The organism is Nonomuraea sp. NPDC049504, assembly GCF_040676845.1.
In the GTDB taxonomy this organism is placed as follows: Bacteria; Actinomycetota; Actinomycetes; order Streptosporangiales; family Streptosporangiaceae; genus Nonomuraea; species Nonomuraea salmonea.
In genome coordinates this window covers 298030-310357 of the sequence record NZ_JBFAPT010000008.1, presented here as the reverse complement: position 1 = coordinate 310357, position 12328 = coordinate 298030, and the positions used below count along the sequence as shown (strand labels likewise).

Annotated in this window: 11 protein-coding genes; 5 read left to right on the top strand and 6 right to left on the bottom strand. The window is 71.8% G+C overall.

The annotated features are described in order from the left end of the window. Nucleotides 1–72 precede the first annotated feature (72 nt). A complete protein-coding gene (locus AB0K28_RS18290) occupies nucleotides 73–198 on the top strand; it encodes a hypothetical protein (protein WP_345388260.1) in 126 nt (41 codons plus the stop codon). Here the strand turns inward: AB0K28_RS18290 and AB0K28_RS18285 are convergent. From AB0K28_RS18285 to AB0K28_RS18275, 3 genes are all read right to left on the bottom strand, one after another. Beyond that, nucleotides 168–1364, bottom strand: a complete 1197-nt coding sequence (locus tag AB0K28_RS18285) for a cytochrome P450 (RefSeq protein ID WP_364371111.1) — start codon at nucleotides 1362–1364, stop codon at nucleotides 168–170. The genes AB0K28_RS18290 and AB0K28_RS18285 overlap by 31 nt on opposite strands. Beyond that, a complete protein-coding gene (locus AB0K28_RS18280; RefSeq protein WP_364371108.1) occupies nucleotides 1361–2956 on the bottom strand; it encodes an FAD-dependent oxidoreductase in 1596 nt (531 codons plus the stop codon). Before AB0K28_RS18280 ends, AB0K28_RS18285 begins: the two co-directional genes overlap by 4 nt. A gap of 251 nt (nucleotides 2957–3207) precedes the next feature. Beyond that, nucleotides 3208–3543, bottom strand: a complete 336-nt coding sequence (locus AB0K28_RS18275; RefSeq protein WP_345388266.1) for an Lsr2 family protein — start codon at nucleotides 3541–3543, stop codon at nucleotides 3208–3210. Between the two features lie 437 nt (nucleotides 3544–3980). On the opposite strand from AB0K28_RS18275, the gene AB0K28_RS18270 reads away from it, so the two are divergent. The 4 genes from AB0K28_RS18270 to AB0K28_RS18255 all read left to right on the top strand — a co-directional run bounded on the left by AB0K28_RS18270 (nucleotide 3981) and on the right by AB0K28_RS18255 (nucleotide 7721). Beyond that, nucleotides 3981–4685, top strand: a complete 705-nt coding sequence (locus AB0K28_RS18270; RefSeq protein ID WP_364371105.1) for a TetR/AcrR family transcriptional regulator — start codon at nucleotides 3981–3983, stop codon at nucleotides 4683–4685. Beyond that, the gene (locus tag AB0K28_RS18265) at nucleotides 4682–6412 is read left to right on the top strand and encodes a protein kinase (protein ID WP_364371204.1); all 1731 of its coding nucleotides are present in this window, start codon (nucleotides 4682–4684) and stop codon (nucleotides 6410–6412) included. The genes AB0K28_RS18270 and AB0K28_RS18265 overlap by 4 nt, the downstream gene beginning before the upstream one ends. A gap of 83 nt (nucleotides 6413–6495) precedes the next feature. After that, nucleotides 6496–7200, top strand: a complete 705-nt coding sequence (locus AB0K28_RS18260) for a DUF4097 family beta strand repeat-containing protein (RefSeq protein WP_364371102.1) — start codon at nucleotides 6496–6498, stop codon at nucleotides 7198–7200. Nucleotides 7201–7256: 56 nt separating this feature from the next. Then, nucleotides 7257–7721, top strand: coding sequence for a hypothetical protein (locus AB0K28_RS18255; RefSeq protein WP_364371099.1), 465 nt, complete (start codon nucleotides 7257–7259; stop codon nucleotides 7719–7721). Between the two features lie 120 nt (nucleotides 7722–7841). On the opposite strand, the gene AB0K28_RS18250 is transcribed toward AB0K28_RS18255, so the two are convergent. From AB0K28_RS18250 to AB0K28_RS18240, 3 genes are read right to left on the bottom strand one after another with little or no spacing between them, the layout of a single operon-like run. After that, nucleotides 7842–9794 (bottom strand): ABC transporter ATP-binding protein, encoded by a 1953-nt coding sequence (locus tag AB0K28_RS18250; protein WP_364371096.1) that lies wholly within the window; start codon nucleotides 9792–9794, stop codon nucleotides 7842–7844. Continuing rightward, nucleotides 9791–11527 carry an ABC transporter ATP-binding protein gene (locus tag AB0K28_RS18245; RefSeq protein WP_345388281.1) on the bottom strand — a complete coding sequence of 579 codons (1737 nt, stop codon included), beginning with the start codon at nucleotides 11525–11527 and terminating at the stop codon, nucleotides 9791–9793. The genes AB0K28_RS18250 and AB0K28_RS18245 overlap by 4 nt, the downstream gene beginning before the upstream one ends. Continuing rightward, nucleotides 11527–12153 carry a helix-turn-helix domain-containing protein gene (locus AB0K28_RS18240; RefSeq protein ID WP_364371093.1) on the bottom strand — a complete coding sequence of 209 codons (627 nt, stop codon included), beginning with the start codon at nucleotides 12151–12153 and terminating at the stop codon, nucleotides 11527–11529. Before AB0K28_RS18240 ends, AB0K28_RS18245 begins: the two co-directional genes overlap by 1 nt. Nucleotides 12154–12328: the final 175 nt, after the last annotated feature.

The following is a 12328-nucleotide window of genomic DNA, read 5'->3' as shown; positions in this document are numbered from 1 at the left end:
TGGCGAACGCCTCCGTCGCACCGGCAGCGCCACGCCGCACCGGCGGTTCACGTGCCGCCTGAACTGCCGGTCATGCGGCGTTTGAGCCGTACGGTGGTCGCGGTGGCCGGAGACGGGGCCGCTGACGTGGTCGCGGGGCTCGGCGGCCTGCCCAAGGTGGTGCCCGATCAGCTGCTCACGGGCTCGACCCCGTCGTAGTCGACGAACAGGTGGCGGGGGCCGCGCAGGATCGGGCTCGGCCGGTACGGCGGCGGGTCGGCGGCCAGCCGGGGCGCGCGCAGCCTGCGGATCAGCTCGGTCAGCACGATCTGCGCCTCCAGCCTGGCCAGCGGCGCACCGAAGCAGTAGTGCACGCCGCCGCCGAAGCCCAGGTGCTCGTTGCCCGGCCGGCAGGGGTCGAAGGTTCCTGGATCGGACACGTGGGCGGGGTCCCGGCTGCCCGCCGCCAGCGCGAGCACGATCGGTGACCCGGCCGGGATGGTGACGCCGGCCACTTCGACGTCCTCCAGCGCCACCCGCGACGAGATGAGCTGCACCGGCGGCTCGTACCGCAGCAGTTCCTCCACCGCGGGCACGATCAGCCCCGGGTCGGCGCGCAGGCGGTCGAGCAGGGCCGGGTCGCGCAGGAACGTCAGCATGCCGTTGGCGATGAGGTTGATCGTCGTCTCGTGCCCGGCGATCAGCAGCAGCACCGCGGTGGCGACCACCTCGCGCTGCTCCATGCCGCCTTGGGTGATCAGCCCGGACAGCAGGTCGTCCTCCGGTTGCGCGCGCCGCCGCTCGACCAGCTCCCCGAGGTAGCCCCGCAGCTGGTCCGCGACCGCCTGCCGCGCGCGCTCCCGTTCGGCCCTGTCGTGCTCGCCTGGGCCCAGCGTGTCGACGATCCGGTCGGCCCAGGCGTGGAAGCGCGGCTCGTCCGCCTCCGGCACGCCCAGGATCCGGCAGATCATCGCCACCGGCAGCGGGTAGGCCACCTCGTCCACGAGGTCCGCCTGCCGCCGGTCCGCCAGACCGTCGATCAGCCGGGTCGTCACCTCCAGCATGGCGGGCCGCAGCCCGTCGATGAGCCGCGGCGAATGCGGCGGCCCGAAGTGACGCATGGTCAGGGCCCGCAGCCGGTCGTGCTCGGGCGGGTCCAGCCCGATGAACGACGGCGCCGGGTCCGGTGACTCGCCGGGCACGCGCAGGTTGCGGCGGTCGGAGCTGACCCGCGGGTCGTGCAGCAGCTCGACGATCTCCCGGTACGTGCTCACCACGTACGTGCCGTCCTCCTGGCGCGCCACCGGAGTCCTGCGCAGCTCGTCGAAGAGCGGGTAGGGGTCGGCCCTGTTCGCCGGGTCGAGGACGCGGTCGAAGACGCTCATGACGCCCCCTGGGGTGGATGCAGCAGCGTGGCGCGGCGCTCCGCCGGGTCGTGGCCGGTCACCACGACGGTCGCGCCCGCCGTGGCCACCACCCGGTCGGGCACCCCCGCCGGCACGGGCCCCGCCTCCTCCCGCCGGTCCACGTGCCGGAAGTCCGGCGGGAACGGCGCGGCCCGCTCGATCAGCCGCTGGTAGAACTCCAGCCAGATCCCCTGGTCGAAGGTGACGGCGGCGGTGACGCGGCCCTGGTAGCCGTACACGGCGGCGAAGCGCCGCTCGGCCGCCGAGCCCTGCGTGACGACGAGCTGGTCGGCGAACGTGGGCACGCCGACGGACTTGATGTTGACGCCGAACTGGCTCGACCAGAACACCGGCACCGCCAGGTGCGGCCAGCGGTGCGCCTGGTCGCTGACCATGTTGTGGGCGGCGATCTCGGCCTGGGCGACCGCGTTGCCCCAGTGCTCCAGCGTCATGAACTGGTACTGGTAGAGCGGGTGCGGGAAGCGCGCGATGTCGCCGGCCACGAAGACGTCGTCCATGACCAGGCCGTTGGTGTCCACGGCGCGACAGCCCGCGTCGCAGGTCACGCCCCACACGCCGGCCGCCAGGCCGGAGTCACGCAGCCACTCGACGTTGCGGATCGAGCCGAGCGCGACGACCGCCACCTCGGCCTCCACGGTGCTGCCGTCGGAGAGCCGGGCGCCGCGCAGCCGGCCGGTCCCGTCGTCCTCCAGGGCCGTGACGGTCGTGTCGCAGCGCAGGTCCACGCCGTGGTCGCGGTGCAGCTGCGCCGCCACGTCGCCGATCACCCGGCCCAGCGCGTTGACCAGCGGGGCGGGGCCGCGTTCGACGACCGTCACCGGCAGGTCCAGCTCGCGGCAGACCGAGGCGATCTCGCTGCCGGTGAACCCGGCGCCGAGGATCAGCACCCGGTTCGGGCGGGCGGCCAGCGCCTCGCGCAGGCGGGCGGCGTCCTGCTGGGTGCGCAGGGTGTGGACCCCCAGCAGCGCCGCCTCCGTCTCATCGGGCCAGGGACGGGCGCGGGTGCCTGTGGCCAGCAGGACCCGGTCGAACGGCAGCTCGCGGCCGTCGGCCAGGCGTACCCGCTTGGCCGCGATGTCGAGGCCGGTCGCCTCCGTGCCCCACAGCCACTCGGCCTCCACCTCGCGCACGCTCGGCAGCAAGGTGTGGTCGGGCGGGATCTGGCCGGTCAGCACCTGCTTCGACAGCGGCGGCCGGTCGTAGGGGGCGTCGCGTTCCGCGCCGATCACGGTCAGCTCGCCCGCGAAGCCCTCGCGCCGCAGCACGCCCGCCGCCCGCGCCCCGGCCAGCGAGGCACCCACGATGACGATGCGCTTGCCGTGGCCCTTCTGCGGGGCGCTCTGGCGGGGGACGTACGGGCTCTCGGCCGCGTCGAGGTGGATGGCCTGCACCGGGCAGGCCGCCGCGGCCCGCAGCACCTGCTCGCGCCGCTCGTCGGCCGGGTCGAGGTCGTACAGGAGCGCCTCGTCGCGGATGGTGAAGACGTCGGGCGCGAGGAACGCGCACTGCCCGTATCCCTGGCAGCGCGTCAGGTCGACGACGACTTTCACCGCAGGTCACTCCCCCGTCGAGCGAACACGCTCTGGGCTCGCTCGGCGGTGGCGGGCCCGGCCCGCGGTGACCTACCCGGGGCGGGACGCGCCGTAGCCTGCCTGAGCTGATCCTGCCCCGGTTTTTGCCCAGGTCGAAGGGCTTTCTTGCGGAAGGCGGCGAAGCGGACGCCTCCGGCACGAGGGATCAGCCCACCTGCGCTGCCGGACCGGCCGGAAACCCGCTCCCCGCCGGTCCGTCAGGTGGTGCTCTAGTGGGCGGCTTCGTACTGCTCGACGACGGAGGAGGCGATGCGGCCCCGCTCGCTCACCGGCAGACCCTGCGCCTTGGCCCACTTGCGGATCTCGGTGGCCTTCTCGCGGCTCACCGCGCGCGAAGAACCGCCGCGGCGGCCGCGGGTGCCCCTGTCGGCGCGGACGGCGCGGGCTTTGGTGATAAACGGCGCCAGCGCCTTCTCCAGCTTCTCTCTGTTGGACCCGGAGAGGTCGATCTCGTAGCTCGTGCCGTCGAGCGCGAACCTCGTCGTGCCCTCGGCGTCACTGCCGTCGATGTCATCGATAAAGGATTCAACAATGCGCTTCGCCATTAGGGTGCTCCAAATACGTTTACGTTGCAGGTACTGTAACGCTCTTCAGCAGGAAGTGCATCTTAGGGGCGTGGCGTGGCTCCGGCCGCCCGCCACCTCGGCGCTTGCCCTGGTCATCCCCCTTCACTCCGCCCACCTCCCGATTCCGGTCCAGGCCCGGCAGCGTGCGCGATCCAGGCTTCAATGGCGCTGAAACGGCGGTGTTGAAGAGCAATTCAAAGGACACGGTTCGGCCTCGCACATAGGCGAACTCGTCACGTCGGCCCGTGACCGGCGGCGCGGACTCAACGGTTCCTCAAGACGTGCGGGCGCCGCAGGACGCCATTGACGGGCGGCGGACTCGGGAGCGTTCCACCATTCGGGGCGGCGCCCTGAACCGCTTGCGCACGAATGATCATTCCTCTAACTTATGGTCCATAACTTCGGGGGGTGATCCGGTGCGGACGGGTGGCCGCCCGGCCAGCTTCACCGTCGCCGACGTCATCGCGGCCGGCAAGCGGATCGGGCTCAACGAGCTGACCATGCAGCGCGTCGCCGACGCGCTCGGCGTCACCACGGCCGCGATCTACCGCCATGTGCCCAGCAGGTCGGCCCTGGAGACACTGGTCGGCGAGGCCATACTCGACGAGTTGCGGCTGACCGACGACCCCGCGCAGCCGCTCGTCCCCCACCTGGTGGGCTTCGCCCTCCAGCTGCGCCGCTTCACCCACGACCATCCCGGCACCGCCGGCTACATGCTGCGCCTGTTCCCGCGCGGGCAGTCCGGCATCAGGCTCATGGAGCAGGAGCTGCGCGCCCTCGGCGAGCGCGGCTACGACCCCGCCGCCGCCACGGTGATCGCCTCCGGCATCGCCACCATCGCGCTCGGCGTCAGCGTGGCCGAGCAGGAGCAGGCCGCCGTCGCCGGGTCTGAGGTGGTCGAGCACGCGCTCACCGCGATCGCCGGCTCGGCGCTGCTGCGGCAGGCCAAGGCCGGCATCCCCCACCACACCAGCGAGGACTACTTCATGCTGCTGCTCACCTCCGCCGCCGAGGGGCTGGTCGCCAGGCTCCCGCCCGGCGCGCCGATCCCGGCGCCCGACCAGCCGCAGGCACCCGCCGGGGGTCCCGCGACGATCCCGATCACGGAGAAGACGCCCTGAACACCGACGGCAACCTGTTCCCCGACGACCCCGCGACGGTCGGGCCGTACCGGATCGAGCGGCGGCTCGGCAGCGGCGGTCAGGGCGTCGTGTACGCCGGTCGGGCCCACGACGGGCCGCTCGTCGCGATCAAGCTGCTGCATCCGCACCTGGTCGCCGACGGGCTCGCCCGCGAGCGGTTCCTGCGCGAGGTGGAGACGGCCAAGCGGGTGGCGCCGTTCTGCACGGCGCAGCTGCTCGACTCCGGGTTCGCCTGGACGCGGCCGTACATCGTCAGCGAGCACGTCCCCGGGCCCTCGTTGCAGAGTTCCGTACGCGACGACGGGCCGCGCGGCGCGGCGGCGCTGCACCGGCTGGCGATCAACACCGCGACGGCGCTGGCCGCCATCCACGCCGCCGGGGTCGTGCACCGCGACTTCAAGCCGGCCAACGTGCTGCTCGGGCCCGACGGTCCCGTCGTCATCGACTTCGGCATCGCCAAGGCGCTCGACCAGAGCCAGTCGGTGATCTCCAGCCAGCCGTTCGGGAGCCCGGCGTACATGGCGCCCGAGCAGATCAGCAACGGGGACGTGGGGGCGCCCGCCGACCTGTTCGCCTGGGCCGCCACCATGTACTACGCGGCCACCGGCCGGCGCGCCTTCCCCGGTGAGGGGATCCCCGCGACGCTGCACGCGGTGCTGTCGAGCGAGCCCGACCTGACGCCGGTGGACGAGCGGCTGCGGTGGCTGCTGCGCGACTGCCTGTCCAAGGACCCGGCCCGCCGGCCTACGTCGGCGCAGGTGGTCGAACGCTTGAGAGCTTCGACGGGAGTGACGGACCGCCCCAGCCCCACCACGTCCCCCACCCCCGCCGCTCCACCGGCCCCCGCCACGCCACCGACCCCCGCCGCTCCACCGGTCACGACCCCCGGCGGCCCGCTGACCCCGCCTCATGGCTTCCCGGCCACCTCGCCTCCGAATGGCCCGCTGACCCCACCCCACGGCTTCCCCGCCACCGCCTCCGTGCCGGGCACCCTGCCCGGCGGGCGGTCCGGCGACACCGCGCCGCGCGGGGAGACGGCGCTCGGAACGGGGCCCGTTCGGGGTGGAGGCCGGGTGCGGGTGCTCAAGGTGGCGGTGCCGGTCGGAGCGGTGGCGCTGATCGCGGCGGCCGGGATCGGCTGGCACACTCTGTCGCCCGCCGTCTCCCAGCCTGAGGCGGCGGCCCGCACCCCCGTCCCGACGCTCACCGAGAGGACGCCGGAGCCCACGCCGACATCCACGGAGCCGCCCCCGCGGAAGGCGAAGGACCTGGCCAGCGCCACTTCCCGCCCGAAGACGGCGACACCCACCGCGTCGCGCCGCCTGCCCACGTCCACCGCGCCGCCCACCCCCGCCGAGCGCACCCCCACCCCATCCGCGACGGCCGCCACCCGCAGGCCCGCGACCCGTACGCCCAAGCCCACCCCCAAACCGACCAGGTCGCCGGCCGCCAGGCGCACGACCAGCGCCCCCGCCCCCGAGCCCAGCACGGCCACGATCACGTGGTCGGACGTCAACGCGTACTGCAAGGCCAAGGGCTACAGGGGGTCGTACAACGCGGGCTGGGGCTACACGCGGTGCAACGGCTCGGAGTCGGCGGTGGACCCGGCGTCGGTGTGCCGGTGGAAGTACCCGGACTACGCGAACGCGACCGCCGAGCCCCCGGCCAACCCGTGGATGCCGTCGGCCCAATGCCAGCTGTCCTGATGCCCCCCGGGCCGGGTCTCAGGGGCGAATCCAGGGATCACCCCGAGGCCGGGTACGTGGGCGTTCGCGGAGAATGGTGCCTCATGAGGACGAGGAGAGCGGCGCTGATCGCGGGTCTCGCCGGGATGGCGGCGTTGACGACGGCCTGCGGCGCGGCGGGGGCACTGAACGAGGACTCGGCCGCGTACGACGTGACCGAGCAGGTGGCGGCGCTGCGCGTCACGACCGACGCGGGAACGATCGAGGTGATCGGGTCCGACCGCCCCGGCATCCGCGTGACCGAGCTGCTGAGCTGGCGCAAGAGCAAGCCGACCACCGAGCACCAGGTGCGCGGCGACACGCTGGAGCTGTCGTTCACCTGCCCCACCACCTGGGGCTTCGGCTCGATCGGCGTCAACTGTGACGTCGCCTACCGGGTCGAGGTGCCCAAGGCGACCCGCGTCCAGCTGGCCTCCGACTCGGGCGACACGACGCTGAGGGGCCTGGCCGGCGACGTGGAGGTGACCAGCGACTCCGGCTCGATCAAGGGCGACGGGCTGACGGCCGGGCGGGTCGTCACGAAGACCGACTCGGGCGACCTGCGGCTGGCCTTCGCCGGGCCGCCGCAGGTGCTCACGACCTTCACCGACTCGGGCGACACGGCCGTGCGGGTGCCGGAGGGGCCGTACAAGGTGAAGACCACGACGGACTCCGGCGACGCGAACGTCAAGACCGCGCACGACCCGGCCGCCCAGCGGACGATCGAGCTCTCCAGCGACTCGGGCGACATCGAGCTCACGCCCGCCTGACCGCCAGGACGTAGGGTCGGGATCACCACCACACCGGTCTTTCCGTGGAGGCGCCCATGACCGTCACCCCCGCGCAGCTGCGGGCCCTCGCGAGCCGGGCCGAGGCGCTCGCCGCCGAGGTCCGGGCCGCCTGCGACACCCCCGCCGACGTGCGGCCGGGCGCCACCGACCCGTTGGTGGGGGCCCGCCAGGCCGCCGACTGGCTGACCCGCGCCGGCGACGACCTGCGTCAAGCGGCGACGGACCTGGCCCGCACCCAGGTGGAGCCCTGCGCGATGACCTGGGCCGTCTGCCCGGACCACGGCAACACCCTGACCTCCATGGCAGGCGTCTCGACCTGCCGGGTCTGCGGCCAACGCAGACCCACCCCACAACCAGGCGAACCGTGCGGCGCCCCGGTGACCTGGAAGGTCATCGACCCCGCAGGCACGGAGACCAGAATGTGCGCCGGCCACATCTTGGGCGCCCGCGCCGTCTCCCACGGCGCCACCTTCATCCCTCTCGACCAGGCCCTCACCTGAGCGACCCTGATCGACCCTGATCGACACGGATCGACACGGATCGACACGGATCGACACGGAGGCTTCGAGCTGCGCGGGACGACGTAAGGGGAGGGGACGCGCGGCCCCTCCCCTGTCGCGTTATTCGACCTCCGCCACGGCCTGGGCGAACTGGGCCTCGTGGAGGCGGGCGTAGGCGCCGCCGGCCGCCACCAAGGACTCGTGGGTGCCCTGTTCCACGATCTGGCCGTTCTCCATGACGAGGATCAGGCTGGCGTCGCGGATCGTGGACAGGCGGTGGGCGATGACGAAGCTGGTACGCCCCTCGCGCAGTGAGCTCATCGCGCGCTGGATGAGCACCTCGGTGCGTGTGTCGACCGAGCTGGTGGCCTCGTCCAGGATGAGGATGGCCGGCTCGGCCAGGAACGCCCTTGCGATGGTGATGAGCTGCTTCTCGCCGGCGCTGACCGCGGCGCCCTCGTCGTCGATGACGGTGTCGTAGCCGTCGGGCAGGGTGTGGGCGATGCGGTCGACGTGGGCGGCCTCGGCGGCGGCCTCGATGCGTTCGCGGGTGGCGTTCTCGGCGCCGTAGCCGATGTTCTCGGCGATCGTGCCGCCGAACAGCCAGGTGTCCTGCAGCACCATGCCGATGTTGGAGCGCAGCTCCTCGCGGGACATCTCGGAGATGTCCACCCCGTCGAGCGTGATGCGGCCGCCGGTCACCTCGTAGAAGCGCATGATGAGGTTGACCAGCGTCGTCTTGCCCGCTCCCGTGGGGCCGACGATGGCCACGGTCTGGCCGGGTTCGACGGTCAGCGACAGGTTCTCGATCAGCGGGCGGTCGGGGTTGTAGGAGAACGACACGTTCTCGAACGCCACCCGGCCCCTGACCTGGTCGGGCCGCGCGGGCTTGGCGGGCTCGGCCGACTGCTCGGGAGCCTCCAGCAGCTCGAAGACCCGCTCGGCGGAGGCGACGCCCGACTGGACGAGGTTCGCCATGCCGGCCACCTGGGTGAGCGGCTGGCTGAACTGCCGGGAGTATTGGATGAACGCCTGCACGTCGCCCAGCGAGATCGAGCCCGACGCCACCTTGAGCCCGCCCACCACGGCGACCAGCACGTAGTTGAGGTTGCCGATGAACATCATGGCCGGCTGGATCACGCCGGAGATGAACTGGGCGCGGAAGCTGGAGCCGAACAGGGCCTGGTTGTGCTCGGTGAAGGTGTCCTCGGCCTCCTTCTGCCGGCCGAACACCTTGACCAGCGTGTGGCCGCCGTACATCTCCTCGATGTGGCCGTTGAGCTTGCCGGTCGAGGACCACTGCGCGATGAACTGCGGCTGCGACCGCTTGCCGATGAGCGCGGTGACCCAGACCGTCACCGGCACCGTGACGAGCGCGATCAGCGCGAGGACCGGCGAGATCACGAACATCATGACCAGCACCGCCACGACCGTCAGCAGCGAGGTGATGAGCTGGCTCATCGTCTGCTGCAGGCTCTGGGCGATGTTGTCGGTGTCGTTGGTGGCGCGGCTGAGGATCTCGCCGCGCGGCTGGGAGTCGAAGTAGCTGAGCGGGAGCCGCCCCAGCTTGGCCTCGATGCGCTCGCGCAGCCGGGCGGCGGCCCGCTGCACGACGGTCGTGGTCATGCGGAACTGCACGATGCCGAGCGCCGCCGCCAGCAGGTAGACGGCCAGCACCCAGGCGAGCACCTGGGCGAGCCCGGTGAAGTCGATGCCCTGGCCCGGCACGACGTGCATCGAGGAGACCATGTCGGCGAAGGTGTCCTGGCCCTGGGCGCGCAGCCCGGCGACCGCCTGCTCCTTGGTGGCGCCCGCCGGGAGCTGGGCTCCGATGACGCCGGAGAAGATCAGGTCGGTGGCGTAGCCGAGGATCTTGGGGCCGATCACGGTGAGCGCGACGCTGGTGGCGCCGAGCGCGAGGATGACGATCAGCAGCGCGCGCTCGGGCCGCAGCAGCCGCATGAGGCTGCGCAGCGTGCCGCGGAAGTCGAGCGCCTTCTCCGCGGGCCCGCCCATCATGCGGCCGGGCCCGAAGCCGGGCTGGGGTCGGCGCGCGGGCGCCTGGGCCGTCATGCTGCGGCCTCCTGTTCGGTGAGCTGGGACAGGACGATCTCCCTGTACGTCGGGCAGCTCGTCATGAGGTCGGCGTGGGTGCCGCTGCCGACCAGGCGGCCGTCGTCGAGGACGAGGATGAGGTCGGCGTCGCGGATCGTGTTGACCCGCTGGGCCACGATGACGATGGTCGCGTCGGTGATCTCCTCGGCCAGCGCGGCCCGCAGCCGGGCGTCGGTGGCGTAGTCGAGGGCCGAGAACGAGTCGTCGAAGAGGTAGATCTCCGGCCGGTGCACCAGGGCCCTGGCGATGGCCAGGCGCTGGCGCTGGCCTCCTGAGACGTTGGTGCCGCCCTGGGCGATGGGCTCTTCGAGCTGTCCTGGCATCGCCTCGACGAACTCGCGGGCCTGCGCGATCTCCAGCGCGCGCCACAGCTCCTCGTCGGTGGCGTCGGGGCGGCCGTACCTGAGGTTGGAGGCCACGGTGCCGGTGAAGAGGTAGGGCGCCTGCGGGACCAGGCCGACCGCGCGGGACAGCGCGGCGGGGTCGAGGTCGCGGACGTCGACGCCGTCGACCAGCACCTCGCCCTCGGTGGCGTCGAACAGCCGCGGCACCAGGTTGAGCAACGTCGTCTTGCCGCTGCCCGTACTGCCGATGATCGCGGTCGTACGTCCCGGCCTGGCGGTGAAGGTGAGGCCGGACAGCACCGGCTCCTCGGCGCCCGGGTAGCGGAAGCCGACCGAGCGAAGCTCCAGCTCGCCGTCGTTGCGGCCGGGGGTGACGGGGTTCGCCGGCGGGTGGACGGTCGGCTCGGTGTCGAGCACCTCCTTGATGCGCTCGGCGCACACCTCGGCGCGCGGGATCATCATGAACATGAACATCGCCATCATCACCGACATGAGGATCTGCATGAGATAGGAGATGACCGCGGTCAGCGCGCCCACCTGCATGGTGCCGTCGGCGATGCGGTGGCCGCCGAACCAGATGACGGCGACGCTGGAGACGTTCACGACCAGCATGACCGAGGGGAACATCAGCGCCATCAGCCGCCCGACCTTGAGCGAGACGTCGGTGAGCCGGTCGTTGGCCACGCCGAAGCGCTCGCGCTCGTGCGTGTCGCGGACGAAGGCCCTGATCACGCGGATGCCGGTGATCTGCTCGCGCAGCACCTGGTTGATCCGGTCGATGCGCTCCTGCATCGTACGGAACAGCGGCCGCATCAGCACGACGATCGTGCCCACGATGACGATCATCAGCGGCAGCACCACGAGCAGCAGCGACGACAGCGCGGTGTCCTGGCGCAGCGCCAGCACGATGCCGCCGACGCACATGATGGGCGCGGCCACCATCATCGTGAACGTCATCAGCACCAGCAGCTGGACCTGCTGCACGTCGTTGGTGGTGCGGGTGATCAGCGAGGGCGGGCCGAACCTGTTGACCTCCTGGACGGAGAAGGCCTGGGTGCGGTGGAAGACGGCGGCCCGCAGGTCCCTGCCGAGGGCCATGGAGATGTAGGCGCCGTAGTAGACGGCCACGATCGAGCAGACGATCTGGATGAGCGTCACACCCAGCATCAGCAGCCCGATGCGCATGATCGTGCCGGTGTCGCCCTTGACGACCCCGTCGTCGATGATGTCGGCGTTGAGCGTGGGGAGGTAGAGCGTGGCCAGTGTCTGGACGAACTGGAAGAGGACGACGAGCGTGATCTCTTTCCCGTACGGCCTGAGCTGGACGCGCAGGAGACGGAACAGCATCAACTGGTGCTTTCTGTGAATGGAGTGGGGGAAGGCCGTACGAGCAGCCCGTCAAGCAGCACGGAGACGATCCCGTCGTCGTCCATGTCGCTGAACTCGTCGCCGGCGGGGCCGAACTTGGCCTGGGTGCTGACCGCGATCAGCATGAGCAGCAGGTGCGCCGCGGCCTTGGGGGAACGGCGCAGCCGGTCGCGGTCGGGCGCCATGAGGGCGGCCACCGCGTCGGCGATGTGGCGGCGGCTGCTGAGCAGGTGCTGGGCGAACTCCTTGTCGCGCATCGCCACTTCCCCGACGCCGGCGTGGAGCCGCTCGTTGGTCTTCATGCCGTCGCGCACCAGCTTGACCACCTGGCTCAGCCGGGTGCGCAGGTCGGTCTCGGTGCCGACGGCCTGGATGCGTGCGACGGCCGGTCGCGGGTCGAACGCGTGCATGAGCGTCGCCCGTACGAGTGACGCCTTGTCGGGGAAGACGCCGAAGATCGTGCCCTCGGCCACGCCCGCGGCTTCGGCGATCTTCCTGGTGCTCACCGCGGTGCCGTGTTCGCGCAGCAGCGGGAGCGTGGCGGCGATGAGCGCGGCCCTCCGGTCTTCCGGGGCCATGGCCGGCACCCGTCGCCTCTTACTCATGCGAAGGAGGCTAATGAGTGAGTACTCGCTCGTTCAACGGGTTTTATCCCGACAAAGCCGCTGTCGAGCGCTGAACAGCCTGCTAGGGGGACTGACGGGAGGCCACAAAATGGCCGGGGTCGCCGCGGATGAGGACGAGGACGGTGTCGGGCGAGCCGCACAGCACGCCCGGCAC